The sequence below is a fragment of the Dolichospermum sp. LEGE 00240 genome (assembly GCF_015207875.1).
GTDB classification, from domain to species: Bacteria; Cyanobacteriota; Cyanobacteriia; order Cyanobacteriales; family Nostocaceae; genus Dolichospermum; species Dolichospermum gracile.
In genome coordinates, this window is the sequence record NZ_JADEVZ010000022.1 from 23,414 (window position 1) to 49,811 (window position 26,398).

The 26,398-nt window shown below is 38.8% G+C and carries 28 protein-coding genes; 14 read left to right on the plus strand and 14 right to left on the minus strand.

The genetic code is table 11. The features are described 5' to 3' along the window. The first annotated feature begins 113 nt into the window (after window positions 1–113). From rpmH to IQ226_RS09665, 6 genes are all read left to right on the plus strand, one after another. The gene (rpmH, locus tag IQ226_RS09640) at window positions 114–248 is read left to right on the plus strand and encodes a 50S ribosomal protein L34 (RefSeq protein WP_015209090.1); all 135 of its coding nucleotides are present in this window, start codon (window positions 114–116) and stop codon (window positions 246–248) included. Window positions 249–278: 30 nt separating this feature from the next. Further along, window positions 279–668: a ribonuclease P protein component gene (gene rnpA / locus IQ226_RS09645; RefSeq protein WP_193894886.1), complete on the plus strand. Its 390-nt coding sequence runs from the start codon at window positions 279–281 to the stop codon at window positions 666–668. After that, window positions 655–1,041, plus strand: coding sequence for a PH domain-containing protein (locus IQ226_RS09650; protein WP_193894888.1), 387 nt, complete (start codon window positions 655–657; stop codon window positions 1,039–1,041). The genes rnpA and IQ226_RS09650 overlap by 14 nt, the downstream gene beginning before the upstream one ends. A gap of 393 nt (window positions 1,042–1,434) precedes the next feature. After that, on the plus strand, window positions 1,435–2,580 hold the full coding sequence (gene yidC / locus IQ226_RS09655; RefSeq protein ID WP_193894890.1) for a membrane protein insertase YidC: 1,146 nt from the start codon (window positions 1,435–1,437) through the stop codon (window positions 2,578–2,580). A 2-nt stretch (window positions 2,581–2,582) separates the two neighbouring features. Then, window positions 2,583–3,098: a R3H domain-containing nucleic acid-binding protein gene (locus tag IQ226_RS09660; RefSeq protein ID WP_193894892.1), complete on the plus strand. Its 516-nt coding sequence runs from the start codon at window positions 2,583–2,585 to the stop codon at window positions 3,096–3,098. Between the two features lie 107 nt (window positions 3,099–3,205). Next, window positions 3,206–3,709 carry a DUF177 domain-containing protein gene (locus IQ226_RS09665; protein ID WP_193894894.1) on the plus strand — a complete coding sequence of 168 codons (504 nt, stop codon included), beginning with the start codon at window positions 3,206–3,208 and terminating at the stop codon, window positions 3,707–3,709. Window positions 3,710–3,853: 144 nt separating this feature from the next. Here the strand turns inward: IQ226_RS09665 and IQ226_RS09670 are convergent, their stop codons facing one another. Together IQ226_RS09670 and IQ226_RS09675 are read right to left on the minus strand one after the other, a co-directional pair. Continuing rightward, window positions 3,854–4,765 carry a lipopolysaccharide assembly protein LapB gene (locus tag IQ226_RS09670; RefSeq protein WP_193894896.1) on the minus strand — a complete coding sequence of 304 codons (912 nt, stop codon included), beginning with the start codon at window positions 4,763–4,765 and terminating at the stop codon, window positions 3,854–3,856. Between the two features lie 64 nt (window positions 4,766–4,829). Continuing rightward, complete coding sequence (locus IQ226_RS09675; protein WP_193894898.1) at window positions 4,830–5,297, minus strand: DUF29 domain-containing protein; 468 nt, start codon at window positions 5,295–5,297, stop codon at window positions 4,830–4,832. Window positions 5,298–5,441: 144 nt separating this feature from the next. On the opposite strand from IQ226_RS09675, the gene IQ226_RS09680 reads away from it, so the two are divergent. Continuing rightward, complete coding sequence (locus IQ226_RS09680) at window positions 5,442–6,155, plus strand: HNH endonuclease (RefSeq protein ID WP_193894900.1); 714 nt, start codon at window positions 5,442–5,444, stop codon at window positions 6,153–6,155. A gap of 71 nt (window positions 6,156–6,226) precedes the next feature. Here the strand turns inward: IQ226_RS09680 and IQ226_RS09685 are convergent, their stop codons facing one another. Then, window positions 6,227–6,403 (minus strand): hypothetical protein, encoded by a 177-nt coding sequence (locus tag IQ226_RS09685; RefSeq protein WP_193894902.1) that lies wholly within the window; start codon window positions 6,401–6,403, stop codon window positions 6,227–6,229. A gap of 169 nt (window positions 6,404–6,572) precedes the next feature. Between IQ226_RS09685 and IQ226_RS09690 the strand changes: the two genes are divergently transcribed. Beyond that, window positions 6,573–6,836 (plus strand): DUF3146 family protein, encoded by a 264-nt coding sequence (locus tag IQ226_RS09690; protein ID WP_027401177.1) that lies wholly within the window; start codon window positions 6,573–6,575, stop codon window positions 6,834–6,836. Between the two features lies 1 nt (window position 6,837). On the opposite strand, the gene IQ226_RS09695 is transcribed toward IQ226_RS09690, so the two are convergent. The 3 genes from IQ226_RS09695 to ntcA all read right to left on the minus strand — a co-directional run bounded on the left by IQ226_RS09695 (window position 6,838) and on the right by ntcA (window position 9,672). Continuing rightward, a complete protein-coding gene (locus IQ226_RS09695) occupies window positions 6,838–7,260 on the minus strand; it encodes a Holliday junction resolvase RuvX (RefSeq protein WP_193894905.1) in 423 nt (140 codons plus the stop codon). Between the two features lie 78 nt (window positions 7,261–7,338). Continuing rightward, a complete protein-coding gene (locus IQ226_RS09700) occupies window positions 7,339–8,787 on the minus strand; it encodes a DUF3084 domain-containing protein (protein ID WP_193894908.1) in 1,449 nt (482 codons plus the stop codon). A gap of 213 nt (window positions 8,788–9,000) precedes the next feature. Beyond that, on the minus strand, window positions 9,001–9,672 hold the full coding sequence (ntcA, locus tag IQ226_RS09705; RefSeq protein WP_027401174.1) for a global nitrogen regulator NtcA: 672 nt from the start codon (window positions 9,670–9,672) through the stop codon (window positions 9,001–9,003). A gap of 377 nt (window positions 9,673–10,049) precedes the next feature. Here ntcA and fabI point away from each other — a divergent pair, with 377 nt between their 5' ends. From fabI to IQ226_RS09730, 5 genes are all read left to right on the plus strand, one after another. Beyond that, window positions 10,050–10,826 carry an enoyl-ACP reductase FabI gene (gene fabI, locus IQ226_RS09710; RefSeq protein WP_193894910.1) on the plus strand — a complete coding sequence of 259 codons (777 nt, stop codon included), beginning with the start codon at window positions 10,050–10,052 and terminating at the stop codon, window positions 10,824–10,826. Between the two features lie 148 nt (window positions 10,827–10,974). Next, window positions 10,975–11,580: an imidazoleglycerol-phosphate dehydratase HisB gene (gene hisB / locus IQ226_RS09715; protein WP_193894912.1), complete on the plus strand. Its 606-nt coding sequence runs from the start codon at window positions 10,975–10,977 to the stop codon at window positions 11,578–11,580. A 65-nt stretch (window positions 11,581–11,645) separates the two neighbouring features. Continuing rightward, window positions 11,646–12,629, plus strand: coding sequence for an ABC transporter ATP-binding protein (locus IQ226_RS09720; RefSeq protein ID WP_193894914.1), 984 nt, complete (start codon window positions 11,646–11,648; stop codon window positions 12,627–12,629). A gap of 393 nt (window positions 12,630–13,022) precedes the next feature. Next, complete coding sequence (locus IQ226_RS09725) at window positions 13,023–14,459, plus strand: polysaccharide biosynthesis/export family protein (RefSeq protein ID WP_193894916.1); 1,437 nt, start codon at window positions 13,023–13,025, stop codon at window positions 14,457–14,459. A 259-nt stretch (window positions 14,460–14,718) separates the two neighbouring features. Next, entirely contained in the window at window positions 14,719–15,597 is an 879-nt protein-coding gene (locus IQ226_RS09730; protein WP_193894918.1) for an SPFH domain-containing protein, read from the plus strand. Window positions 15,598–15,652: 55 nt separating this feature from the next. Here the strand turns inward: IQ226_RS09730 and folP are convergent, their stop codons facing one another. From folP to IQ226_RS09770, 8 genes are all read right to left on the minus strand, one after another. Further along, entirely contained in the window at window positions 15,653–16,510 is an 858-nt protein-coding gene (folP, locus tag IQ226_RS09735; RefSeq protein WP_193894920.1) for a dihydropteroate synthase, read from the minus strand. Between the two features lie 54 nt (window positions 16,511–16,564). Beyond that, window positions 16,565–17,290 carry a triose-phosphate isomerase gene (gene tpiA / locus IQ226_RS09740; RefSeq protein WP_193894986.1) on the minus strand — a complete coding sequence of 242 codons (726 nt, stop codon included), beginning with the start codon at window positions 17,288–17,290 and terminating at the stop codon, window positions 16,565–16,567. A 179-nt stretch (window positions 17,291–17,469) separates the two neighbouring features. Continuing rightward, window positions 17,470–17,832: an HNH endonuclease signature motif containing protein gene (locus IQ226_RS09745; protein WP_193894922.1), complete on the minus strand. Its 363-nt coding sequence runs from the start codon at window positions 17,830–17,832 to the stop codon at window positions 17,470–17,472. 6 nt (window positions 17,833–17,838) lie between these two features. Then, window positions 17,839–18,243: a hypothetical protein gene (locus IQ226_RS09750; RefSeq protein ID WP_193894924.1), complete on the minus strand. Its 405-nt coding sequence runs from the start codon at window positions 18,241–18,243 to the stop codon at window positions 17,839–17,841. Between the two features lie 118 nt (window positions 18,244–18,361). After that, a complete protein-coding gene (locus IQ226_RS09755) occupies window positions 18,362–18,799 on the minus strand; it encodes a hypothetical protein (protein ID WP_168465993.1) in 438 nt (145 codons plus the stop codon). Between the two features lie 5 nt (window positions 18,800–18,804). Further along, window positions 18,805–20,136 (minus strand): AAA family ATPase, encoded by a 1,332-nt coding sequence (locus tag IQ226_RS09760; protein ID WP_168465992.1) that lies wholly within the window; start codon window positions 20,134–20,136, stop codon window positions 18,805–18,807. Window positions 20,137–20,382: 246 nt separating this feature from the next. Then, window positions 20,383–22,077 (minus strand): beta-carotene ketolase CrtO, encoded by a 1,695-nt coding sequence (gene crtO, locus IQ226_RS09765; protein WP_193894927.1) that lies wholly within the window; start codon window positions 22,075–22,077, stop codon window positions 20,383–20,385. Window positions 22,078–22,240: 163 nt separating this feature from the next. After that, window positions 22,241–23,623 (minus strand): cytochrome P450, encoded by a 1,383-nt coding sequence (locus IQ226_RS09770; protein ID WP_168465990.1) that lies wholly within the window; start codon window positions 23,621–23,623, stop codon window positions 22,241–22,243. A 499-nt stretch (window positions 23,624–24,122) separates the two neighbouring features. Between IQ226_RS09770 and IQ226_RS09775 the strand changes: the two genes are divergently transcribed. Beyond that, window positions 24,123–26,336: a phosphoketolase gene (locus IQ226_RS09775; protein ID WP_193894929.1), complete on the plus strand. Its 2,214-nt coding sequence runs from the start codon at window positions 24,123–24,125 to the stop codon at window positions 26,334–26,336. The last annotated feature ends 62 nt before the right edge of the window (window positions 26,337–26,398 follow it).

A 26,398-nucleotide genomic window follows, 5' to 3' on the forward strand; every position in this document is an offset into this window, starting at 1 on the left:
GAAGAGGGAAGAGGCAAAAGACAACTCCATCCAGAAATATGTTTTTATTGCCTGTAAAGTGGTAAAATACCAGATTGTGACTTTTTATGAAAATCGCCTAAGAGGAGAACCGTATGCAAAGAACACTGGGCGGCACTTGCCGTAAGAGAAAAAGAACATCTGGATTCCGCGCTAGAATGCGAACACCAGACGGCAGAAACGTGATTAGTGCCAGAAGAAGAAAAGGACGGCATCGTCTGAGCGTTTAGGGTAATAAAATTCGGTAATTAAGAACTGTTGTGGCTTTGCCCAAAGCATATCGGCTCAAATCCCGTCAGGATTTTCAGGCAGTTTTCCGAGAAGGAATTCGGCGACATAGTTCTCATTTCACACTGAGAGCTTTAAAACCTACTCTTGCGACAGAACCTTCTTTGGATACTGCCCCCCCTAGCACAAAAATTGGTATTGCCATTAGTACAAAAGTCAGTAAACGCGCCGTTGTTCGCAACAAAATCAAAAGGCAAATAACAGCAGCATTACATCAACTATTGCCTAAATTACTCCCAGGATGGCGGCTAGTATTAATTGTGAAATCAACAACAACAGAATCTGAGTGCGAAACCCAGAAATTTCTGCAAGAATTAGAGCAGTTGTTGGCACAAACTGAGGTATTAAATGGGTATTCGTGAAGAAGTTTATTATGAGGGTGGTCCCCACATTGGGGATTTGATTTTTAACCTGCTAATTGGGCTAACAGTGGTGGGTATACCCTTAGCTGTGGGGGCAATAGTCAGGGCAGTGTGGCTACGCTTCCGCATCACAGATCGAAGGATATGTGTAACTGGTGGTTGGATGGGACGCGATCGCTATGATGTAATCTATTCAGAAGTGATGAAAGTTGTCAAAGTTCCCCGTGGCATCGGCCTATGGGGAGATATGGCAGTCACCCTCAAAAATGGTACTCTCATCGAAATGCGGGCTGTTCCCAATTTTCGGGAAGTCTACGACTACATTAATGAAAAAATTGCTGCTAGAAATCCCCAATATAGCAATCCTAAATGAGTCACTCGATTTGGGATTTACGTTAGCGAAGCGTACGCAGCGAGTATTTTAGATTTTGGATTGAGTCTTGGGATTTACGTTAGCGAAGCGTAAGCAGCACAGCGAGTATTTTTCCATCCTTGCGAACGGGGCTTGTACCAAATCTTTTGAATCTAAAATCTAAAATTCCCGGTCATTTTTCCAGAGCGTTAACATTCACATTTTTAGATCATGTGCGGCTATCCTTAACTTCCATAGCTTGTGGATAGTCGCAGCAATGCTTAACAAAAACCTCTACAATATAGAGCAAAAGCTTGGAAGAGAACTGCCTCTAGTCAGAGGATAGGCTCAACTAAGTATCCCACTCCCAACCGGGGTGGGAGTGTCAAAGTACCGCAGGTTGAATTCAGAATAATGGATTTTGGTATCGGGTTTCTCTCGAACAACGTGATGTTGCCAATCATAGACCTTTTCTATGGTTTTGTCCCTAGCTATGGGTTGGCGATAGTAGCTTTAACATTGATTATCCGCTTTGCACTCTATCCCCTGAGTGCCGGCTCTATCCGTAGTATGCGACGGATGCGGGTTGTGCAGCCTCTCATGCAAAAGCGCATGGCAGAAATCAAAGAGCGCTATAAAGACGATCAGCAAAAGCAACAAGAGGAAATGCTCAAGGTCCAAAGTGAATTTGGTAATCCCTTAGCAGGATGTCTACCTCTACTGTTGCAAATGCCAGTATTATTAGCACTCTTTGCAACTTTGCGAGGTTCCCCTTTTGCAGGAGTCAACTACTCCGTTAACCTGCAAATATTCCCTGAAGAACAAATCGAGCGCATTCAACCCCAAGCCTTTGCCACTTCCCCACAAAATATTTATATTGCTGATGGAGAACACATTCCCATTTCGGCAATATTACCGGGGGGTAACAAGTTAACAGTGGGAGAAAAGACTAAGATTCAATATCAAACCGTAGAAGGTAAACCATTTGATTTGCTCTTAGCAGAACACCCAGAAACTAAGTTGACACCTGACTGGAAAATCATTAAAGGGGAAGAAAGGGTTAAAATTGATGCCGAAGGCAATATAGAAGCCCTAGAACCCGGAGACGTGACCATTCAAGGGACAATACCTGGACTAGCAGCAGACAAAGGATTTCTCTTTATTGATGCCTTGGGTAGAGTAGGCGCCATTGATCCCGATAACACAGTCCATTGGGATATAGTGGCAATGATTGTCTTCTTTGGTATCAGTCTTTATGTCAGCCAAATGCTGTCTGGGCAAAATTCCAGCGGTGGCAACCCTCAACAAGATACAGTCAATAAAATTACCCCTGTCATCTTTTCTGGGATGTTCCTATTCTTTCCTCTGCCGGCTGGGGTACTTATGTATATGGTAATTGGTAACGTTTTCCAAACTATCCAAACCTATATCCTCTCCCGTGAACCTCTACCAGAAGAAATTCAGAAAATCGTAGATTCACAAGAGAAAGAAGCCCAAACCATCGAAGTAAAAGCGTTGCCATTTGAACCCAAAAGTTCTAAGAAAAAGGCTACTGGTTGATTATGAGCGGCATTTCTATGCAGAGTAGTGAACAATGGCTACAAAATTTGCTACTTCTAACTGGTGTATCTACTCAAGTACGGGCTAATTTAGAAACTAAGCCATCTTTAGGACAAGATGCACCATTAGGAGAAAGCTACTGGTTGACAATAGATCAAACCAATTTAACATCAGAACAAATTAGGATTTTAATTGGTACTGGCGGTTCGGTGCTAGATAGTATTCAGTATCTAGCAAATTCCGTTCTCAACTTAAATCAACCAGAAGAAAATCAGACAGCTTACACAATTGAATTGAATGGTTATCGGGTGAGACGAGAATCCGAAATCCGCACTTTAGCTGAAACTGCTGCCGCGGAAGTCCGTTTCTCTGGAAGAGAGGTAGAACTTCAATCTCTCAGTTCCTCAGAACGCCGACAAATCCACACTTTATTGCAGGAATTTTCGGATTTAGAAACCTTCAGTCGCGGCAAAGAACCTCATCGTCATTTAGTTGTTCGTCAAGCCGTCACACCATAATTAGGTAATAGGGAACAGGGAACAGGGAACAGGGAACAGACAAAAATATTACCAATTACCCATTACCCATTACCAATAATCAATTTTGATGGTATTTCACAAATCCTATGGACGCTATTTATATTCCGCAGCTAACTAAAGCGCCGGAGCGGACAGAGGAAATTCAAGTTCAAGAGTTTCTGCCTGGACTAGAAACATTGACACCCGTTCGCGGAGTTATTCAGGTTAAACATCAGGGTAATTATTTAGAAGTTTCATCTCAGGCAGAAACAATTGTTACCTGTACTTGCAACCGCTGTTTGCAGCAGTATAACCATCGTTTAGTTCTTGATACTCAGGAAGTCATTTGGTTAGATGAAACCGCTAATCAAACGGAAGATTTTCCTCTAGAAATGGAAGTTGCTGTAGAGGATTTACTGGAAACTTTAGCACCTGATGGTCATTTTGATCCCGGTGAATGGCTCTATCAGCAGATGTGTTTAGCGTTACCTCAGCGTCAATTATGTAACCTTAATTGTCCAGGTATTCTGAATACGGCTGTTTCTGAACCACCTATTGATAGCCGTTGGGCTTTATTAGATGCTTTGAAAAAACAACTTCCAGATAATTAGTATTTGGTGCGTTATGGCTTAATTCTTTATGGCTTGGTAAAAGCTGTTAATACTCTCTCAAACTCCTCAAGGATTTTTTGTCTTTGTGGAGTTTTTTCTCCTACATTCTGGACTTTAATAAGTAGCCGTTGCTACACAACTTCTCTACCTGTTTAATTTTTGTGCTTGTTGTAAGAAATGCTGGGAATTTTTCACCCACTGTAAATTACCTTGAATATTATATAAATCTTTAGCATATTGGAAAACCTGCACGGCTTCCTTATACTGCTTTAACTGCATGAAAACTAATCCTGCACCATAATAGGCATTAGCGTAATTAGGATTAGCTGCGGCTGATTTTCTGAAAGCTGCTAAACCTTCATTTAATTTTCCCTGATTAAACAAAATAGAACCCAGATCATAGTGTGCTTCTGCGTATTTAGGATTGATTCTGATTGCTTCGTTAAAAGCTGCCTTAGCTTGTTCAACTTTTCCTTGTTGTAAATAACATACACCTAAATGATAGGCAGGTTCGGGAGCATTTTGACTCATTGTTCTGGCTTTTTGAAAAGAGGCGATCGCACTTGACCAATTTTTCTCCTGTTTCTTAACTAACCCCATGTTATAATGGGCAAAACCCAGATTTGGATTTAACTTCAAAGCCTGATTTAAATAGTCTTTCGCCAATTCTAAATTATTTCCTTCTAATAACGCCCCACCTAAATTTGCAAAGGCTAATGCGAATTGAGAATCGGCTTGAGTCGCTTGATAAAAAGCATCTGCCGCAGGTTGTAATTTTCCTGATTGTCGCAGTGCTAAACCTAAATTGTAATGTGCTGCTGCTAATTTAGAATCTAGTTTAATAGCTTGACGAAAAGCGGTAATTGCTTCTTCTATTCTTCCCAATTGAATTGCTTGTAACCCTTGATTTAAAGAGTCTGTAGCCGCTTTACTGTTTATGTTTTGTGCCAGTATTAGAGTAGGGGGAGAATTGGAAAATACTGGTTTGATATTAACAGGTAATAATAATAAACTTATGATCCCCAAGATGGGATATTTAATTAATGGTAATTGCATAGATTTAGTTTTGTTTCGCGCAAAGGCACAAAGGAGCAAAGACGCAAAGGAGGACAAGGAAAAATCAATGTTGTTCTGGTAAATAATCTTGATTTAAACTTTCCTCTGTGGTAAATGGAGAGTCTACGGGAAAGGTATCAAGTGATAAACCTGTTTCTAAAGAAGCTTGTTTTCTGGCATCTTGATAACATTCGTTAAATACCTCAGATAAGTATTTCTTTAAACTAGGACTTTCGGTTAAGTCTTCTTTCAATCTGCGTCTATGTTCAAAGATAGTTGATAACCAAATATTACTACGTTTTTCTGGCTGATATTTATATTTGAGAAGGTGCATTAATAAAACTAATAAGTTGCTTTTTAATGCTCTTTTTTCACTTCTACCCATGCTTTCGATTTCTTCAATCAAATTGTCTAAATCAATTTCGGCAAAGTTACCATTTTTTAATTGTTTTGCTGTTGTCTTTATCCACAAATAAAAATCTTCTTCGTAAAGATTTGAATTAGTAACTGCTGTTGGTTGAGTTGCTGTCATTTTCTGGAAACCTCTTCAAATGAATTGTGAGATTTTTGAGAAGTATCTTTAGGTACTCATGGAATAATTAGCTGATATAATAATTATACTTGAATCGATCAATTTAGGTATTAGCTCTTGCCACTACAGAGGTTAAATTTTGTCATGGGATTTTCTGCTGAGATTGCTGAAAAAGCTCTTTTAGACTGTTGTAGATGCTGCTGTATCTGTCACAAGTTTTGTAGTTTCAAAATTGAACTGCATCATATTATTCAGAAATCAGCAGGGGGTGAAGATTCTTATGAGAATTGTATTCCACTTTGCTTTGATTGCCATGCAGAAATAAAAGCTTATGACCCCAAACATCCAAAAGGGCGTAAATATACAGAATCTGAAATAAGAGAACACAGAAATAGATGGTATGAAAAAGTCAATAGTCAAACCGTTTTAATCCATCCAGACTGCATAGAATTGGATAGGAAATTATTTCTTAAAATCAGGTCAATACTCCCCAGTACAGGTGGATCAATTTCTTTTATTCGTAATCATACTTATGGTACACGATTTCTTAGGGAAGAGCATGATGATTTAAAAAATTATAAATATCAGTGTGAAAACCCTGATTTTGAGTTTATTGATTTGGACTTAGAGATTCGTAAATGTCAGTTAAAAAATTGTATAGAAGAATTTTTCCTAATTTTATTTCAGGTAATTTTTGTGACTGAAAATGGGATGATGGCTATCTATCCTGAAATTAAGTATTCTAAGCCTGATATACATCATAAAGCTGTTGAAGACGTAAATCAAGCTGTGAACAAAGTTTGTTCTGCTTATGATGATTTAATCCGCCTCGGACGTAGAAAATTAGGAGTTGAGTAAGTTTATATATAATTCCCTCAATATTTTGTGTTGGGTTTCCTTGCGTCAACCCAACCTACAGATTACTTAAATTAATATTCATCATCATTACCAAAAGACACACAAGGACTGTCAATTTCTACTGCTGGGGTAAATGAATTGCAAAAGGTGACAGTAGCACAATTAACTGCCAACTCGTCGGGGTGAGTGCATTCTGATTTGACATAAAAAGCACACTCTTCACAAATAGTCTTATGTAATAATTGCATTGTTATTTTGTATTTATTGTAAATTGACCGGAAAAGAACAGTTAACAAACTGGACTTTATTAACTTATCTTGTTTTAATTAGTTTGTAGAATTAAGCTATTTTTGGTACATAGAATAAGTAGCCTACATAAATAATTGGCTTTTATCCCATACGTGACATCAAACAAGCGTGAGTGCTAAACGTCTGCCAGAAACTACTGCTCATGTGAGAGTTACCCGCCAATCTTGGCAACAAGGCTTTCTTGAAGGTGAAGTTAGCGCCGGTAATTTTCAGTGGCATTTCCAGTGGCATTTCCGCCGGGGAGAACTTTCTGTGAAGCCTTCCCAAGGTCGTGCTTTAATCAAAGAACCTCTGGGACGCTTTTTGGAACAACAAGACTATCAGTTAGAACCTGGAGGGGATTACGCTTTTACGATTCGGGCTGAACTGTAAATTAGTTGTCAGTTAGTCGGTTAAGATATCGTTCAATCAGGAGAATGGCCACAATGTCATCTATTGGTCGGGGAGGTTGACGTAAACCCTGGGGTAATAGTTTAGTGATGCCTTGGGGTGGATACATCTGCCAATAGCGATCGCGTGCTTGTAAAGTGGAATAACGTTCATCAACCAAAATGATATTGGTGGGTTTGCTTAATTCCTGATTAAGTTGCTGTTTCCACTTTTTAGCCGTTGTTTGATCTCCCATCACCATTAAGGATACAGGGAATTTTTGCAGTTGTATTTCAATATTAGCGATCGCCTCATTCGCCAAAACAACTTGATGATAGAACAGTTGTCGATCCAGCCCCATCACGGCAATCCCGCATTTATCACGACCGGGATCAAATCCTAAAATTACAGGTTGTGTATTTGTCATTGGTCATTGGTCATTGGTCATTGGTCAGTTGTTATGGATAAATTAATTCTTTTTCCCTATTGCCTATTGCCTACTTCCTCACGTACTAAAAAGAATTTGTCCATTCAAGAGGGCTACTAACTTGACTCTTAGCGGACCTACAGTATAAGTATTGTCTGCGGCTACAGCTTTAATTTCTACTTCCTGTTCCGTTTGCTGTAATTGGGTAACAAAGCGCGGAAAAGTTCCTTCTATTTGGACACTTTCGACAATTCCCGCATTGCGGGCGCGAAATTGGGAAGCGGAAATTAGTAAATCTAAGCGTTGACGCATTTGTTCGGATGTCATATTTTTTAAATCCGCTGTGGTAGTAGCCAACACTTCCCCTGATGAAAATACCAGTTGATTCCGGGCTGCGTCTGCAAAGAATTCTATTTGCTTCTCACCTCTGACATAATTACCCGCGGAGAAAATTCGCACTACATATTCTCGACCATCTTTAATTTGTGCGATTAACTGTTCAACCTTATCTTTGGTAACACGGAGTATTTCCTTATTCGCTGGTGTACCACCAGGTTCGGTTAATTGAATATTAGCATTGCGATTAGCTTCCTGAAGAATTTGGATAATTGCCTGTTGTGCCGCATTAGGTTTGTCCACAGTAATTAACCCTGCCGCTATTACTTGACCCTTGACTAAGGCTAGTTTACCTAAGCGGAGGTCACGGTAGGACTGATAATATTTTTCTAGTCTAGCTACTTCCTGATCTAAAAATTGTTGTTGTTTCTCTAATTCTTTCAAGCGAGATTCTCTAGTTATAATAACTTCTTCCCGCTGTTTAATTTCGAGGTTACGATTTTGAATAAGTTTATCTAATTTAGCAATTTTGCGATCGCGTTTTTCAATTACCGTCTTCGCTTCATTAATCGCCTGTTTAGCTTCAGCGTATAATCTTTGTCGTTCCGCCTTCAACTCTTCTACCGCCGCTTGTAATGTTTGTCGCTGATTATAGAGAGTTTGTAATTCACTTCTTGCCTGTTGATACCTAATAACAATTCCACCCAGACGGCTTTGAGTTGCATTAAGTCGGGCTTGGGTCTTAGCTTGCTGGTTAAGAGTGCGATTGAGTTGAGCTTGTGTGGTCTTTTGTTTAGTATTTGCTGCCTGTAATGACTGATTAATTTTCTGTAATTCTTCCTGTGCTTGAGTTTTTTCTTGTCTGGCTCTGTTTAACTCACCTTCTACCTGGCTTTTTTGCGCTTCGGCGATTTTTAGTTGTTCCCGCTTGTTCCCTAAATCTCTTTGAATATCCTCTAATTCAAATACGCCCTTTCGCAATCCACCATCAGCCGCAAAGAGAATTGCTAAAGTTGATGCGGAAATTAGACTGCCTGTAAAAATAGTCACAATTACAGCAGTTTTTTTCGGACGTAAATTGAAGAGTGAGAGACGAGCCTTGCCAACCCGTGTGCCGATGCGATCGCCCACGGTGGCAATTACGCCTCCCAAAATAAGAATTGCCGCAATAAGGATGTACCCGGTGGCCATTTTTAACTACCGCAATGCTGACCGATACAGCCTACTACGTTCAACCATTGTCTGTGAGTAAATGGAGTTAGGCTAAAGTAGGAATTAGACAATTTTGAGACTTTCCTCCAAATTAACGGTTTAATCTCTATGGTAGTGACGCTACTTAGGGAGACCCTAAAACCGCATTACCTCAAAAATAGAAGCCGTGCCAACTCCATTTACCCATAACTTTTAAGTAAATTGCTTACTTAAAGCAACAGGTTTATGCACAGTAATCTTCTTTTTATGAATGGAAATCATTTTCTTCTCGCGTAAATCTCCCAGCAGTCTAGTGACTGTAACGCGGGTAGAGCCAATTGCCTCAGCGATCGCCTGATGAGATAACTTCAGATCAATGGTAATACCATCAGCGCAAGGAACGCCAAAATCTCGACAAAGAATCAACAAGAAACTAATTAACCTTGAACCCATATCGCGGTGAGCAAGAGTTTCAATCATCATCTCCGTCTGTAGAATCCGCGAAGACAGACCTCGCAGCATTAACATTGATAACTCTGGGTTTTCCTTCAGTGCCTGTTCAACTTGTTCAATTGGGGCTGAAAGTAATTCTACAGTAGTAAATGCCACTGCATGATAAAATCGATCAGACTTATTGCCTGTCAGCAACGACAGCACACCAAAGACGCTATTTTCTCGCAGCAGAGCCACCGTTATTTCTTCTCCTGCCTCATACACCCTCGACAGTTTCACAGCACCCTTGAGAAGAAAATAAACTCGTTCAGCAGGATCTCCCGGAAAAAAGATCGTCTTGTTCCGTTCAAATGTTTCCACCACCGGAGGAAAAGCCCCGGTCGCCATTTGACGGAAAACATTTGCCAGGGCTTTATCTTGTGTCACTATCATTTCTCCCTTCCCCTACCCAATGCCAGAAAAACAAAAACTAATTACCTAAGAATACACCCGAAAAATCAATAAATCACCATTAACCTTGCTGTTTTTTCCTATACTCAAACGCGGAATTCCTAGCCTTTCGTTTATAATGATACATAATTGTTGTTCCGTTTAGCTAGTAATTATTGATAAGTAGTTTCACCAATTATACCCCAAAAGTTTTGCCTCTAAAAATTGTCAATTTCTTGAGAATTTTTGTAAACATGGCCATGATTTTTTGCGGCTTACTGCCTACTTCTGGAGCATTTTGAAAAATCCCTAGCCTAATGCAGTCAAACTAGGCTCAGATTCTAGTATGCTCCTAATGATGAATTACATTAGCAATTTCTATGCTCGATCTATCAGGAAAAAATGCCCTAGTTACAGGTATTGCCAATAACCGTTCTATCGCTTGGGGAATTGCCCAACAACTACACAAAGCCGGAGCTAATTTGGGCATTACCTACTTGCCAGATGACAAGGGTAAAATGGAAAAAAAAGTTTCTGAATTGGTAGAACCCCTCAGTCCTAGTCTGTTTTTGCCCTGCAATGTGGAAAATGACGAGCAAATTCAATCTACTTTTGAAACCATCCGGCAAGAATGGGGGAAAATAGATATTCTAGTCCATTGTTTGGCCTTTGCAAAAAAAGAGGATTTGACCGGAGGTTTTAGTCAAACTTCTCGTTCTGGTTTCAATACGGCTTTGGAAGTTAGCACTTATTCACTTGTACAATTAAGCGGTGCTGCTAAACCTTTAATGACTGAAGGCGGAAGTATTATTACTCTTACATATTTGGGAGCGGTTCGAGCAATTCCTAACTATAATGTCATGGGTGTGGCTAAAGCTGGTTTGGAAGCCAGTGTTCGTTACTTGGCAGCCGAATTTGGTCCCGACAATATTCGCGTTAATGGTATTTCGGCAGGTCCTATTCGCACCTTAGCATCTTCAGCGGTGGGTGGCATTTTGGACATGATTCACCACGTCGAAGAAGTAGCACCACTCCGTCGCACTGTCACTCAATTAGAGGTGGGCAATACAGCAGCTTTCTTATGCAGTGATTTAGCAAGCGGTATTACTGGACAAATCCTGTATGTAGATGCAGGTTATGAAATTATGGGAATGTAGTAAAAGAAAGGAGTCAGGAGTCAGGAGTCAGGAGTCAGAAAGAAGAAAGAAGAAAAAAGTAGGGAAGAGAAATATTCTTTTGCAACTGACAATTGACAACTGACAACTGACTAATGACAACTGACTAATGACAACTAACAACTGACAAATGACAAATTCACAAACTTCTCGGATAGCTTCAGTTCACCGCACTACTGGTGAGACTGATGTTCATGTCACTATTAATCTTGATGGGACAGGAATATGTAAAGTTTCTACAGGTGTTCCCTTTTTAGATCATATGCTCCATCAAATTGCCTCTCATGGGCTTTTCGATTTGGATATTCAAGCTAAGGGTGATTGGGAAATTGATGATCACCACACTAACGAAGATGTGGGGATTACTTTAGGACAGGCTTTATTTCAAGCTTTGGGTAATAAAAAGGGAATTGTCCGCTTTGGGAATTTTCTTGCGCCCTTAGATGAAGCTTTGGTACAAGTTGCTTTAGACTTTTCTGGTAGACCTCATCTCAGTTATGGTTTAGAAATTCCTACTCAACGGGTGGGGACTTATGATACTCAGTTAGTGCGGGAGTTTTTTGTGGCGTTGGTGAATCATAGTCAAATGACGTTACATATTCGCCAATTGGATGGAATTAATTCCCATCATATTATTGAAGCTACATTCAAAGCCTTTGCTAGAGCCATGCGAATAGCAGTGGAAATTGATCCCCGGCGGGCAGAAACAATTCCTAGTTCCAAAGGTGTGTTATAAAAATCCTCAGCATCGGTTAATCTGTAGTTATCTCTAAATAGTCAGTAGTTGGTAGTTTCATCGCCATGAATTCTGTTGTAGACAACCCCGATTCTCAGCAAAATCCCTTAGATAAACAACCCGTAGTCCTGACTTCTGAATTGCGAAAGGTCTATCGCACGGGGTTTTGGCTCAATCAAAAGGTTGTATCGCTCAAAAACTGTTCTTTACAAGTGTACCCAGGAGAAACCTTTGGTTTGTTGGGTCCTAATGGTGCGGGTAAAACCACGTTGTTAAAATTATTATTGGGAATTATCCGCCCTACATCTGGAAGGGGATTATTGTTAGGTAAACCCATAGGCAACGCTAAAGTCAAGCAGCATATTGGCTACCTCCCAGAAAATTCCTATTTATACGAATATCTGAGTGGTTGGGAATTTTTACAGTTAACAGCGGGTTTATTTCAAATTCCCCAAAAGTTACAACGTCAACGCATTCCCCAATTGTTGGAATTAGTGGGGTTATCCCAAGCCGATGCTCGCAAAAAGCAAATGCGGCGCTATTCTAAGGGAATGCTTCAGCGCGTAGGTATGGCTCAAGCATTAATCAATGATCCAGATTTAGTTTTTTTGGATGAACCTATGTCTGGACTTGATCCTCTGGGACGTTACCAAATGCGAGAAATTATTCTGGCTTTGAAAGCATCTGGTAAAACCATATTTTTTAATAGTCATGTATTGAGTGAAGTGGAACAAATTTGCGATCGCGTGGCTATTCTTGATCAAGGAGAATTAATCTGTTGCGGTTCTCTCAATGAACTTTTGGGTAATCAAAACACCTATCATGTTAAAGGTCAAGGTGGAGACGGGGAAATCTTGAGAAAATGGATAGGTAATTTAGAATTTAAGTCTGATGGTTCTTGGCAGGGTACACTCCAAGAAGATTATTATGATTTTCTGTCTAGTTTGAGGTTAATGGGAGGAAAAATTATCACTATGAATCTGTCACGTCAATCTCTAGAAGAGTTTTTTATCCATCAAATTCAAATCCGAAATCATCCCCTTAATTAGCACAACCAAGTAAAAAATAAGCGGAATAAATCACCCATAAGTAGTAATTTTTGCGCATCATTTGATTATCCTAAAAGTAAGTTACTTATATCTTAAGACCTCCTAATCAATTTAGTTCTATGACTGTACCATCAGTTGGCGAGTTGGGGGTTAATATAGGATCGAAAATTGTTATCAGCTAGGAAACTTAACTTGCAAAAAGCACTGAAAATATTTTCTAACCTCAAAGAAGATTTAAAATCAAATTCCTTACGCAACAAATTATTTATGTCCGGAAAACTAAAGATTTATTAGAAAATAAAATTGTTGAGTCACTAGGATTCTTCAGTATACTCGATGTTAAAATGTTTCCGAATAACTCTAAATATCGTCATTTTCAATTCTCAGGTAAATATGCTTAATAAAGATTTGTGTAAATTTCTCACCCACTCAACTATGGGTTTAGCATTGTTAACAACAGTGAATATCGCTTTGCCATCGGTGAGTTTAGCGCAAAAACAGCCAGTAGCATCAACATCCAGTATCGCTACAGATTACTTATTAGGCGGGGGCGATCGCATCCGTGTTAATGTATTTGAAGTACCAGAATATACAGGTGAATATCAAGTTCCTCCCGGTGGTTCAATTAATATGCCTTTAATTGGCAGTATCCCCGTTGCGGGCTTAACCACAGAACAAGCTGCTGATACAATCGCCAGAAAATATGCTCGTTTTCTCAAACGTCCCCTCATTTCCGTCAACTTATTATCACCCCGTCCCATTAATGTGTTTGTTGCTGGAGAAGTAACAAGACCAGGTGCTTACACCCTCAGCTTAGAAGGGGGAGCAGGAAATAACCCTGGTGTCCAATACCCAACGGTATTAGCTGCCCTCACCATAGCCCAGGGTGTAACACTGGCAGCAGATGTAACTCAAGTGCAATTACGCCGTAAGGTAGGACGTTCAGGAGAGCAGACAGTCGCCCTAAACTTAAAGGAATTGACGCAAACAGGCAGAATATCCCAGGAGATTACCTTACGAGATGGAGATACCATTGTGGTCCCTACTGCCGCCAGTTTAAATGTAGCTGAAGCCCGGAATTTATTTGCAGCCAACTTTGCTGCTAGTCAAAGTTCACCCCGCTCAGTGGTGGTAATTGGTCAAGTTTACCGTCCTGGTTCTTATCTTGTTACCGCTGGAAATGCCGGTGGGGCAGAGGGTGGTGGTGCTGGTGGTGGTTTACCAACTGTGATGCGGAGTTTACAACTAGCAGGGGGAATTACCTCCCTTGCGGATGTTCGGAAGATTAAATTACGCCGTCCTACCCGAACTGGTATGGAACAAACTATAGATATCAACCTCTGGGAATTACTACAAAGCGGTGATATCAATCAAGACATAGTGGTGCAAGATGGCGATACTATCATCATTCCTACAGCTACGGACATTAGTGCCGCCGAATCCACCCAATTAGCAACAACAACTTTGTCTCCAAATACTATTGAAGTGGGTGTAGTGGGTGAAGTCAAAAGAGCAGGGGCGGTAAAATTACAACCAAATAGCTCTTTAAATCAGGCATTATTAGCTGCTGGTGGTTTCAATGATGGTAGAGCCAGTAAGGGAACTGTAGAATTAATTCGCCTCAATGCCAATGGTACAGTTACTAAACGTCCAATTAAGGTGGATTTATCTCAAGGAATTAATGAGGAAACCAATCCGATTCTTCGCAACAATGATGTTGTCGTAGTTGATCGCAATGGGTTAGCTAAGGCTGGTGATAGAGTTAATACTGTAGCCGGTCCTTTAGGTACTATCTTGGGGATTATCAGACTATTCACGACTGGATTTTAGTTTAAGTCCAAAGGTTGGTTTTCTAGGTTTCCACTCAAAAAATCTAGACCCAAAACATAATTATTATACATTTTAGGTTATTTTCTTCGGCAATTCATGATTAGAGGTGTAGCGATGGACTATAATGCGATCGCAGGCTTATTATTTTTATAGTTAACAGTCGGTAAATTCCGCACTTAACCCATTTTAATTTACAGTTAATGCCAGCCATAACCCTAACAATCAATTCTGCCCAAAGCCAAAATAGGAGAATAACTGAATGGACTCAATAATTTTTATCATATTTTTAGCTCTAGTAGGTTATGCTTTAGCATCTGCAAAGATGGTAAATCAGGGGAATGTCGCCTTAGTTGAACGCTTGGGGCGGTATCATCGCAAACTAAATCCTGGGCTCAGGTTCATAGTTCCCATTCTCGATCAAATTGTGATGGAGAATACAACTAGAGAGCAGTTATTAGATATTAAACCGCAAAATGCAATCACTAAAGATGGTATCTACTTGGAAGTTGATGCAATTATTTACTGGCGGATCAAAGATATTGAAAAAAGCTTTTATGCTGTTGATGATTTACAACAAGCACTAACCAATATAGCAACGACTACCCTCCGGGAAAATATTGCCCAAAATTCCTTAGAGGATACTAATATGTCTAGAGAAGAGATAGACAAAACTATATTAGGTGAATTAAATTCAATTACGGGCGCATGGGGAATTGAAATTATCCGTTTAGATATTCAAAGCATTACCCCACCAGAAACTGTACGCAAGTCAATGGAAGCTCAACAAAATGCACAAATTAAAAAAAAGGCGGCTATAGAAGCAGCAGAGGGAGAGCGACAAGCAGCCGTTAAACGGGCGGAAGGAACTAGAACATCAATAGAAATAATTTCTGAAGCCTTGCGTTCTCACCCCGAAAGTAAGGATATTTTAAGGTATCTTGTTGCCCAAGATTATGTAGATGCTAGTCAAAAATTGGGTGAAAGCAATAATGCCAAAATTGTATTTGTAGATCCTGCTAACTCAACAGAAATGTTTCAGGAATTGATTTCTGATTCAGTACAAGAAAATCATGGTAACAATCCCGCTAATGGAAAGGGTAATGGCAATGGTAAAGGTAATGGGAATGGATCTAATTAGAGCTTGATACCATTAACTAGCCCCGCGCCCCGCGCCCCTACCTCCTAACCTATGGCTAACGCCACGCTGCGCTATCACGAAAAATAGCATCTGCTACCAGAGTAACTTCTTGCATTTCTCGAACATCGTGAACTCGGAGAATATCTGCACCATTAAAAATAGCCGCACAACAAGCTGCGGCTGTTCCCCAAACCCGTAATCTTGGATCTGGTTGATTAAGAATATTACCAATAAAACTTTTACGAGATGCTCCCACCAAAATTGGAGAATTGAGTGTTTTTAGTGATTCTAAACAGCGAAAAATTTCTAAATTCTGCTGATAGTTCTTAGCAAAACCAATCCCAGGATCAATAATTATTTTATTTTGATCAATTCCTAAAAGCCTAGCATTTGTAATTTGCTCAAATAAAAATTTATAAATATCAGCAATTAAATCCTCATAATCAGTACATTTTTGCATAGTTTGGGGAGTTCCCTTGATGTGCATTAACACAATCGGCACATTTAAACTAGCAACAGTTGGCAACATTTGGGGGTCAAATGTCCCCGCTGAAATATCATTAACTATATCTGCTCCAGCAATAATTGCTGCTTTGGCTACCTCTGCTCTAGTTGTATCTACAGAAATAGGGACATCAACGACTGGACGTAGCAATTCCACAACTGATAGCACCCTCTCCAGTTCTGCTTCTAGGGATATTTGCTCCGCACCTGGACGAGTTGATTGTCCACCAATATCAATAATATCAGCACCAGCCGCCACCATTGCTTGTGCCTGGGTTAAAGCGGCTGAGGCGGTGTTAAATTTACCACCATCACTAAAGCTATCCGGGGTGACATTCAAAATTCCCATGAGATAAGTCCGCTTTCCCCAATCAAAACAATGATTTCGGATAGTTAAGTTGTCAGACATGAAATTTTTCAACTTTTAATTTGTAATTAATTTATCCCCAATCCCCAATCCCCATTATTGATAATTGACAATTCTGGCAAAACTATCAGCTTTTAGACTAGCGCCACCAACGAGAGCGCCGTCAATTTCTGGTTGTGCCATAATTTCATCAATATTATTCGGGTTGACTGAACCGCCATATTGGATAGGAACGAGGGGATTAGTTAATTGACTGCGAATTAAGCCAATTACCCGATTTGCTTCCTTAGATTCACAGGTATCACCAGTACCAATTGCCCAAATTGGTTCATAAGCAATAATTAGGTGAGTTTGATCAATATCTACCAAGTCTTTTTTTAATTGGGTGCTAATTATTGATTCTGTTTCCCCCGCGTCTCGCTGTTGTTTAGTTTCCCCAACACAGAGAATGGGTGTGAGTCCATGCTTTTGGGCAGCTTTAAGACGGAGATTGACAGTTACGTCTGTTTCTCCGAAGAATTGCCGTCTTTCACTATGTCCCACAATGACAAAACGCACACCGATTTCCGTTAGCATAGAGGCGGCGATTTCGCCTGTATATGCTCCACTTTGTTCCCAATGGACGTTTTGTGCGCCCAAGTTTACACGGCTACCATGCAAAGATTTAGACACCAGGCTTAGGTCTGTGAAGGGAGGACATAGTACCACTTCTCGTTCTAAGGGGGTTTCCTCCAGGTGAGGCAAAAATCCGCTTAAAAATTCTGCGGATTCTGCCTGGGTTTTGAACATTTTCCAGTTACCAGCAATAACGATTTTCCGCACAGGTGATTTAATCAAAATTTTAATGTTACTAGATGCACTTTTTAATGTACTACTTTTTTAGGACTATTTATGAAGCAGAATTTATCGGGCTACAGAAACGGTGGTCAGTAGGAATATAGGCAAAAGTGTTGGTCTTGATAATAAATGAGATACTTTTTAAGTTATTTGTTTATATGCTATCAATCAAGAGGAGGATGCCAACCACTAATTACCCAACGCTTTCGAGCAATCAAAATTACTGGATTATTGATTCGTAGCTTAACTATTGTAGTCCGACCAATAGCATTTATACCTTCTAATCTTGTACCATCACCACTCAAAGGATCTATAGATTCAACTGCATCACTTTTGAATTCGTTGCATGAACGACAAGCTAAACAAAGATTTTCAAAAGTTGTTTCTCCACCCTTAGAAACTGGGTGAATATGATCATAAGTCATAGGAATACCGCTATTTGCTTCAGATGTCAAGCAATAACAGCAACGTGATTTATCCCTCTCTATGATTTTTTGTCTTAAACTTTCAGAAATATATGTAGACACAACAATTTAAGAATTTGATAAACGATACCCTCGCCAACTGAGTAATACTGCTGCTTGGGCTTTACATAACATAAATAAATCAGCCTCATGTCGAAGTGACATCAACTCTAATTGTTCTACTTCTGTAAGTATACCCCTAGAGTTATGATCAAGCAGGATGTTATATCTGTCCATATCATCTGCTGTTTTTCGACTATTGGCAATTTGCCAGGGAGTATTGTCATCTAGCTTATCTAATGCGGCAATTTCAGCTTGAAATTCTTCTGGGACATCATCCCAAGCTGGTGGACTACCAACTTGCAAAGCATGAAGCATTACTTCTTCTAAGGGACGTTGAATAGCATTAGCAGTATTAACTAATCGCTGATAGATAATTTCTGGAATTTGGAGAGTTACTGTTTCAGTGGGCATAGGGTGAAGGTTAGGGTTTATTTTATATTGATTATTTTACTTCGTTTCAATTATTAATCTCTTGAAATCTAAATCCTAGATTTCCATGTGATAGTATACAATATCATAAATAATACATTTATTTATCTATAATGAACGTATTAAAACTTTCATTAAATCCTGTTTTTTTAATCTTTAGCACTGCATTATAATTCTTTTTGAATAATTTTGCTTTAACTTGAATTTGTGTTGATGTTATAGGGCATCTAGTTGTGATTATATAGCAATACTTGAGGACTGTTTTATAATTTTTGGAGACAATTTTTATAGTATTTTCAATTTGATCAAAAGCGTGTTCTACATCAGAACCTTTTAATTCTATATAAATTTCAATATAAGGTTCATTGATAATTAGTAACCAATCACATTTAACTCCTTGAATATCTAAACAGCCATCTACTTGAACTTTAGTCAGTTCTATTGAATTTTCATTTATAAAGACTATTTTACTACTTTTCTTTTCTTCTATTAATATATTTTTATGGCTTATTTTTTCGGAACATTTATCTAAATCCACAGATGTTATTCTCCAAATTCAAGTTCTATTAATTTTTCAAATACTTGACTAAATTCGTTGGATACTTCATCAATGATATTTGTATCAATCAAGTTATTATCTTCATTGATCAAACTCTCAATCATACCATTTTTGATGGTGTAAGCAGCAACATCATTAATATCTAATGTTTGATTTTCTGGAACTATTTTGAATAAAGCTTCTAGTAAATCATTTTGTTCAGGTTTCTCTCTTAATGCTTTCAGAGTGTTACCTGCTTGAATTAGGTTATTAAAAGCTGTTAGTATGTAAGGACTATGAGTCGTAATAAAAAATTTATGCTTTTTTTCAGTTGTATTAAAAACCTGGCTGATTAAACTTACAATATGTTTTTGTGATGTAGGAAATAAATGTGCTTCTGGTTCTTCTATAATAAAAAGGCGTGTTGTTGAGCTAATAAAAGGCAAAATAGCTAATATAAGTGTCATAGGTAGAGCCTCCTGCTGTCCAGAGGATGAATGTGATAAATTAGTCCTTCTATTTTTGTTTGTTTCATTAGTGTATAATATCCAGTCCTGATCTTTTTCATAGGAATAATTACCAACTATTATCTGATTAATTAATTCATCAATTGAATCATTTAGATTTAACGCATGAATCAATTTTCTAAGTTGATAAATATTTTTTACTCTTTCATAAGCTGAACCAAATTCCTGTAGAAAATAATCTATAACTATATTTCCTGATAAAAAAGAAAAAATATTATTTTGTAAGTTAGCAAAAAACGACCTCCCAGCAGGAATAAAAGTTATCAATTCAAGACTATTAAAGTGATTATCTTTCAGAATATATTCAGTGAAAATTGTATTGTAATATTCTTCTATTTTTTCAGGATTATTTTCTGCATATTCAAGAGTTTTTTTGTTGTATTCGCTTAAGATTTTTCTGCGAACTTTAACTAAATATTCAGAATATATCAAAGATAATTTAGACTTATTGTCATCTGATTTTTGGTTATTTAAAGCTACGGAATAACTATCAAACTCATATAAAATTTGAAACTCCTGATTTTTCCAAGAATATTCAGGGAATATAATTTTAAACGTTGTAATTATACTTTTATCAAATTCTGCTTTTTTCTGCTTCTTATGGATGGAAGAACGATATTTAATGAAAAAATCTTTAAAGAAATAAACTAATTTAGCAAGTATGCTTTTACCACTAGCTTGCTGTCCAATAATAATATTTATCTTGGATAAATTAAATTCAATATCTTTGATATTTAAAAAGTTTTTTACTGTCAGTTTTTCCATAAGTGCAATATAATAAGCTGTTACGCAGCTAAATTTGATAACCATAATTTACTTGAACTTTGTAGTGCGGGCATCTTGCCCGCTAGAATTATACAAACTAAATGCACAACAGCTTATCAGCAATACAAATGTATTGCTAGAAAAATAAGTCATTAATACATTGTACACGATATTTTAGAAATTTAAAATCAGAATAAATAGGAGTTTTTAATGTATTTTAAAAATTACAACTTTTTGATGTATAAAAGTTGGTGCGCTACGCTGCACTAACGCACCCTACATCTGTATTATCTAATTCATCCCAAATACAGAACCAACTGTAGACTTAATCGAGTTTCCAGCATCTTTTAAAGCTTGAGTAAAGGGTTGCTTGTTTTGTAAAAAGACCCTCGCACAATTACGTCCTGGCATCCCGGAAATTGAACCGCCGGGATGTGTTCCTGCGCCTGTTAAAAAGAGATTATCAATGGGAGTTTTATAATTAGCTAATTCGGGTAAAGGTCGGAAAAAGATCATTTGATCCATTGTCATATCAATATGATAATAATTCCCCTTGTATGCTCCTAATCTTTCCCCTAATTCCGCTGGACTTTCAACTCTTCTAGCGATAGTTGCTTTTTTCACATTGGGGGCATAAGTTGCTAATTTGTCAATTACTCTATCTGCAACTTGATTTTTCAATTCATCAGTCCAACCTGTTCCTTTTAAACCTGTGCCGTTAGCATTAGCAATTTGATAAGGTGCAAAAAATTCAATCCATAAAGTATGTTTTCCAGGTGGTGCTAAACTGGGGTCAAGGGCGCTAGGCATGACGAGATACATGGAGGGGTCAGAATCGGGAATTTCGCCTAATGTACATTTACTATGAGCCTGTTCAACATGATTCATAGAATCAGCAATGAGAATTGAACCAATGAGATATTCATCTTTATGATCATGGTGAGAAAAATGTAATGGTTCATCTAATGCTAAATCTATTTTCAGGATGGTTTCATTGTTGTTAATAATGCGGCGTTCTAATCTTTCCCATAAATCAGGATCAAGGGCATCAATATCACTTTTTTCTGTCATTTGCAAGAATAATCTTTGGGCATCAATATTAGAAATTACGCCATGTTTTGCTCGATATTCTTTACCACCTGCCACCCGCACACCCTCGGCTTTAGCATCATTAATTAAAATCTTTTCCACGTGCTGGTCTGTAAGAATTACCCCACCTTTACTATTAACTAATTTCACCAATGCTTGCACCAATGCACCTGTACCGCCGCGAGGTCTAGCCATGCCAGGATTATGACGCATTGCCATCATCATTACCCCAATTGCGAGATTTTTTTGAGAAGGTGGCGCACCTAATTCAGAAGAGAGTCTAGCTAGGGGTGCTTTGAGAAATTCTTCATCAAACCATTCATTGAGAATATCTTCGGCACTATTAAGCATTGTTCGCACAAAATCAAAGCTTTTGGCGGGAGAACCCACTACAGAAAATAAATCTTTAACCTGTTGAAAATTGTAGTTGCCAAAAATATCTATAATTGATTTGGGTGGGGCATTAAACATGGGTGTCATGGCGTTAATTGCCCGTTGCCAATAATCTGTAAATTGGGCATATTTTTTAGAGTCTCGTTCATTGTAACGAGCGATTTCTGCACAGGTTTTTTCTAATGATTTATGTGCTAAGAAATATTTACCGTCGGGGTGAGGACAAAAGACAACTGGGTCACAGTCTAGATATTCTAAGCCATATTTTGTTAGTTCTAATTCTTCTACAACTGGACCTAGATGAATAAATTCATGGTCAATGGCACACAAGTTAAATTTAAAACCTGGTGCTTTGTCTGGAATACATTCTTCTGTTGTGGCTGCACCACCGGGAACAGGACGTTTTTCTAGTAGAAGGACGCTATAACCTGCTTTGAGTAAATAAGCTGCACAAACTAAACCGTTGTGTCCAGCGCCGATGATGATAACGTCGTATTCTTGCATATCTCTGATGATATAAAAACCTGGCTTTTTTATATTATTATATTTAGAGAATGCAAGCAAGTATTAAAAAAATAGATGATAAACACAGATCCCCGACTTTTCATATATAATCAGAATTTATTTACAAGATAAAAAAAGAAGTCGGGGATCTTAATTGACTAAATTAAACTTTCACTGGCTCTAAATTTGCAGATTTTGGTTGACGAATATTCTGAATCTCTAAATTTATTGGACGATTTGGACCTGTGACTAAACCGCGTCTTTGTGGTTTAATTTCGTGAGTATCAATTAATTTCATTGACCATGTTTTCATGACTTTAGCTAATATTAATTTCATTTCCATTTGGGCAAACGCTAAACCTATACAACGTCTTGCACCACCACCAAAAGGTAGAAATTCATAAGGAGAAAATTGTTTTTCTAAAAAGCGTTCTGGGTGAAATTTCTCATGTTCAGGATAAATATCTTCGCGGTGATGAGTTAAATAAATTGAACCTATGACAACTGTACCTGGTTCAAGTTGATAACCACAGAGAGAAATAGGGGTTTTAACCATTCTAGGAAAAGTTAACATTCCTACGGGATAAATCCTTAATGTTTCATTACAAACTGCAGTTAAATATGGCAATTTAAAGACAGTATTAGAATCATAATCTTCTCCTAAACTATCTAATTCTGCTAATAACTTTTCTCTAACTTCTGGGAGCTTATGAATCCAGTAAAAAGCCCAAGAAATAGCTGTAGCTGTAGTTTCATGACCTGCGACTAATAAAGTCATTAATTCATCTCTTAATTCTGCATCAGTCATAGGTTGATCATTTTCATCTTTAGCAGACATAAGTAAACTAAGAATATCCGTCCGCTGAGGATCAAAATTCTCTCTTCTTTCTTGAATTTCCTGATAAATGAGTTGGTCAGCTTGTTCCTGTTTCTTCATTTGTCGTTTCCAAATTTCTGAAATCCCCAACATCTCTTTAAATTTAGGAAAATAGATAAAAATCACCCTCCAAGGAGTGCTACCCTGTTCTAAAATTTCACAAAGTAAATGTTTAAGTTTTGCTGCTCGTTCTCCTTCGTAGATACCGAAAACAGCTTCCATCATTACCTGAAGAGTGATATCTTGGGTAATGTTCCTAATATTAAAAAATTGATTTTTTTGTTGTTGATTAAAAACTTTTGTGGTGACATTCTCAATTAATTCTGAATAAGTTCGCATTCTTTCCCCGTGAAAAGGGGGCATAATTAATTGACGTTGACGTTGATGCTCTTTACCACTTAGACTAATGACAGAATTTTTGCCCAGTAAATATTCAAAAATACTATTTAAATCTCCTGGTGCTTCCAATTCTTTTTGATCATTACTGAGTATTTGCTGAATAGCTTCAGGAGAATGAACAAATAACAGTGGTGGTAAATTACCCCGTAATTTTAGAGCAAAAACATCTCCATAATTTTTAGCACATTCCACCATATAAGGCATAGGTCTGAATATCCAGTTTAAAACTTGAATAGTAGATGATGCTTTGGGTCCTGGTATTATTTGCATAATTTTCTCCCGTTTTGATTACACAATTAATTATAGAATAACTCAACTTCAACTATAAACCCTTTTGGGGTCAGGGGAACTTGGCAAGAGGCAAAACCTAAAAAATCATCAACTTATTCTCAACTTCCAGTTGATCAAAAACTGGGTGATGACGACCTTTAAGTACCATTTTAATAGGCGGTTAATTCTTTAGTATCATAAGTGATAATTCTTCAGAATCCGTCAAAATTGCTGACGATAACCATCTTCTTCCCTTCTTCCTTCGTGTACTTCGTCCCTTCGTGGTTCATTTAACTTGACTTAAAAATAATACCCCTCCCCGCTCTTCGAGAAGGGAATAAGAGGTTTTTTTATGTGTTGCTGTACGCAGTTCATGATGGCTACTTATGGTGATGTTGCAAAAATACAATTAACTATTAGATCCTCAAAGATGTAAGATTTTGGTTACATTGAACCAGAAACTCAAGTTTTTTCCGATTTTATTAAGGTACTTATTAGCATGACAGTAATTACGACAAAGGCAGCTTCCGCAGTTCCAAATTTTTGTGAAGGGATACAATATTTTGGGGAAGCATTGCCAGATTTTGAAACTTATGGGGCAACTCCCGTGATAGAATCGGGCAGGAATGCGATCGCCTCCCCCACAGATGCAAATGCAGTATATCAAACCCTACTCGCCGCTGATGCCCTGCGCTACCTAACCCTCCAAGTCACAGGTAGTAAGGCTTCTGGACATCCCGGCGGTTTTGCCAGCCAAGCGGAAGCTTATGCAGCTTTGGTCATGCTGGGACATAAAAACATTATCACGGAAGTGGGACATCACGCCCCCGGTTTCTATAGTGCCATGTTCCTAGACCGGTCTTTGGAAGACATGGGCATTTCTACAGTACAACAATTGCGCGATCGCTTTCGAGAAAAGCATGGATTATTAGGACACCTATCCGGCTACATTCCCGGTATTCTCGCACCGGCAGGACCCCTGGGACAAGGACAACATTTTGCCATGTCTGCTGCCCTCTTGCACCGTGATAAACTCTTCCCCTTCACTGTGGGAGACGGGGGACTGGGTGAACCCTATATCATGAGTTCAATGGCACATTTCAACACCGCTTACCCCACCGTTACCAACTTCTTACCCGTGTTGGTGTGGAACGGTTACAGCCAAGAACACCACAGCATGGTATCCTTGAAAACCAACGCAGAGATGATCGCCTATTGGCAAGGTAACGGTTTTGCCGAAGTTGTATTAGTCAATGCTAAAGATTTTGACGACCAAAATCAAGCCGGTGAATATGTTGATAGTACCGCATTTTCTTTTGAAAAACGCCTAGAATTTACCAAAGCCGTATTAGTAGGCATGGATAAAGCCGCCCGTTCAGCACTTGGCGGTAAATTGACCGTATTTATTATCAAACAACTCAAAGGGGCAGGGGTTCACGCCTTGGGTGCAAAATCACACAACCTCTATCCTAAAGATACATTAGACGCGCCCCATATTGTCACCGCATTACAAAAACGGGCATTATCAGCCGCAGCATGGCAAATTGTGCGGACAAATGCGGAACGGGCTGGAGGTGGTCCGGCTGCGAAAACTGTGGTGACAGAATTTGAATTACCCTTAGCAGATTTAGGGGAATTACCATTAGAAGAATATAAGGTTGGGGCAGTTCCCCAAGTGGCGACAACGGCAATGGGAAGGTTAGTGGGAATAGTAGGAAATAAGGATAAAAATTTCCTCGTGACTAATGCTGACGGTAACGAAGCATCAGGAATTGCTAACATTAACCAAGCTTTAAAAATCAATCACCCCACCACTGATGATTTATATAATCAAGCCCCAGGAGGTCAAGTTTACGAACCTTTGAGCGAAGATGCTTGTGCCGGATTAGCGGCTGGTTTATCCTTGATGGGGGCGAGAACTTTGTGGTGTTCCTATGAATCTTTTGCCATCAATGGTTTACCAATTTGGCAAACTGTCACCCAAGCAATGGCAGAATTACGCCGGCAAACTCCCTCGACAATTACATTATTTACAGCCGGGGCTTTAGAACAAGGACGCAACGGTTGGACTCACCAAAGACCAGAAATAGAAGCTTATTTTGCTTCTTTGATGAGAACCGGAAATGTCTTCCCATTATTTCCCCCAGATGCTAACAGTATTCAAGTCTGTTATGACTGGGCTTTGCAAACAAAAAATAAGGGCATTGTCATTACTGCTAGTAAGTCTCCTTTGCCAATTCGTAGCACCTTTGCCCAAACTGAAAAAGGCTTAATTGATGGTGCGGTGTTATTACATGAAGTGGCTGGTGGGAAGACTGTTGTACTTGCTGTAATTGGCGATTTGACTTTAATTCCTGTGTTTGAAGCGGCGGCTTTTTTAGAAACTGAAGGTATTGGGGTGAAGATTGTTTCTATTATCAATCCTCGTCGTTTATATCGTCCTCATGATACTGCTTGGGATACTTGTTCTGAACCTGATAACGGTTTTTTAAGTGATGCCGATTTTGAGCAATTGTTTGGTGGAGATGCCTTAATTGGTGTGACAGGTGGTGCTGCGGCGATGTTAGAACCAATCATGTTACGCAGTAATTCTAAACGTGATTCTTTTGCCTGGAAGCGTGGGGAAACTACTGCAAGTGCGGGTGAGTTGATGGCTTTTAATGGCTTGACTGCGGAAGCGTTGACTAAGCGGGCTATTGAGTTGGTGCATTAATTAGAACGCAGATGTACGCAGATTAACGCGGATGATTTGGCGTTGGGTTGCGTACATTTGCT

Coding starts and splice junctions, on each gene's coding strand:
- rpmH (WP_015209090.1), top strand. CDS start 114: ATGCAAAGAACACTGGGCGGCACTTGCCGTAAGAGAAAAAGAACATCT.
- IQ226_RS09650 (WP_193894888.1), top strand. CDS start 655: ATGGGTATTCGTGAAGAAGTTTATTATGAGGGTGGTCCCCACATTGGG.
- yidC (WP_193894890.1), top strand. CDS start 1,435: ATGGATTTTGGTATCGGGTTTCTCTCGAACAACGTGATGTTGCCAATC.
- IQ226_RS09660 (WP_193894892.1), top strand. CDS start 2,583: ATGAGCGGCATTTCTATGCAGAGTAGTGAACAATGGCTACAAAATTTG.
- IQ226_RS09665 (WP_193894894.1), top strand. CDS start 3,206: ATGGACGCTATTTATATTCCGCAGCTAACTAAAGCGCCGGAGCGGACA.
- IQ226_RS09670 (WP_193894896.1), bottom strand. CDS start 4,765: ATGCAATTACCATTAATTAAATATCCCATCTTGGGGATCATAAGTTTA.
- IQ226_RS09675 (WP_193894898.1), bottom strand. CDS start 5,297: ATGACAGCAACTCAACCAACAGCAGTTACTAATTCAAATCTTTACGAA.
- IQ226_RS09680 (WP_193894900.1), top strand. CDS start 5,442: ATGGGATTTTCTGCTGAGATTGCTGAAAAAGCTCTTTTAGACTGTTGT.
- IQ226_RS09685 (WP_193894902.1), bottom strand. CDS start 6,403: ATGCAATTATTACATAAGACTATTTGTGAAGAGTGTGCTTTTTATGTC.
- IQ226_RS09695 (WP_193894905.1), bottom strand. CDS start 7,260: ATGACAAATACACAACCTGTAATTTTAGGATTTGATCCCGGTCGTGAT.
- IQ226_RS09700 (WP_193894908.1), bottom strand. CDS start 8,787: ATGGCCACCGGGTACATCCTTATTGCGGCAATTCTTATTTTGGGAGGC.
- ntcA (WP_027401174.1), bottom strand. CDS start 9,672: ATGATAGTGACACAAGATAAAGCCCTGGCAAATGTTTTCCGTCAAATG.
- fabI (WP_193894910.1), top strand. CDS start 10,050: ATGCTCGATCTATCAGGAAAAAATGCCCTAGTTACAGGTATTGCCAAT.
- hisB (WP_193894912.1), top strand. CDS start 10,975: ATGACAAATTCACAAACTTCTCGGATAGCTTCAGTTCACCGCACTACT.
- IQ226_RS09720 (WP_193894914.1), top strand. CDS start 11,646: ATGAATTCTGTTGTAGACAACCCCGATTCTCAGCAAAATCCCTTAGAT.
- IQ226_RS09725 (WP_193894916.1), top strand. CDS start 13,023: ATGCTTAATAAAGATTTGTGTAAATTTCTCACCCACTCAACTATGGGT.
- IQ226_RS09730 (WP_193894918.1), top strand. CDS start 14,719: ATGGACTCAATAATTTTTATCATATTTTTAGCTCTAGTAGGTTATGCT.
- folP (WP_193894920.1), bottom strand. CDS start 16,510: ATGTCTGACAACTTAACTATCCGAAATCATTGTTTTGATTGGGGAAAG.
- IQ226_RS09750 (WP_193894924.1), bottom strand. CDS start 18,243: ATGCCCACTGAAACAGTAACTCTCCAAATTCCAGAAATTATCTATCAG.
- IQ226_RS09760 (WP_168465992.1), bottom strand. CDS start 20,136: ATGGTTATCAAATTTAGCTGCGTAACAGCTTATTATATTGCACTTATG.
- crtO (WP_193894927.1), bottom strand. CDS start 22,077: ATGCAAGAATACGACGTTATCATCATCGGCGCTGGACACAACGGTTTA.
- IQ226_RS09770 (WP_168465990.1), bottom strand. CDS start 23,623: ATGCAAATAATACCAGGACCCAAAGCATCATCTACTATTCAAGTTTTA.
- IQ226_RS09775 (WP_193894929.1), top strand. CDS start 24,123: ATGACAGTAATTACGACAAAGGCAGCTTCCGCAGTTCCAAATTTTTGT.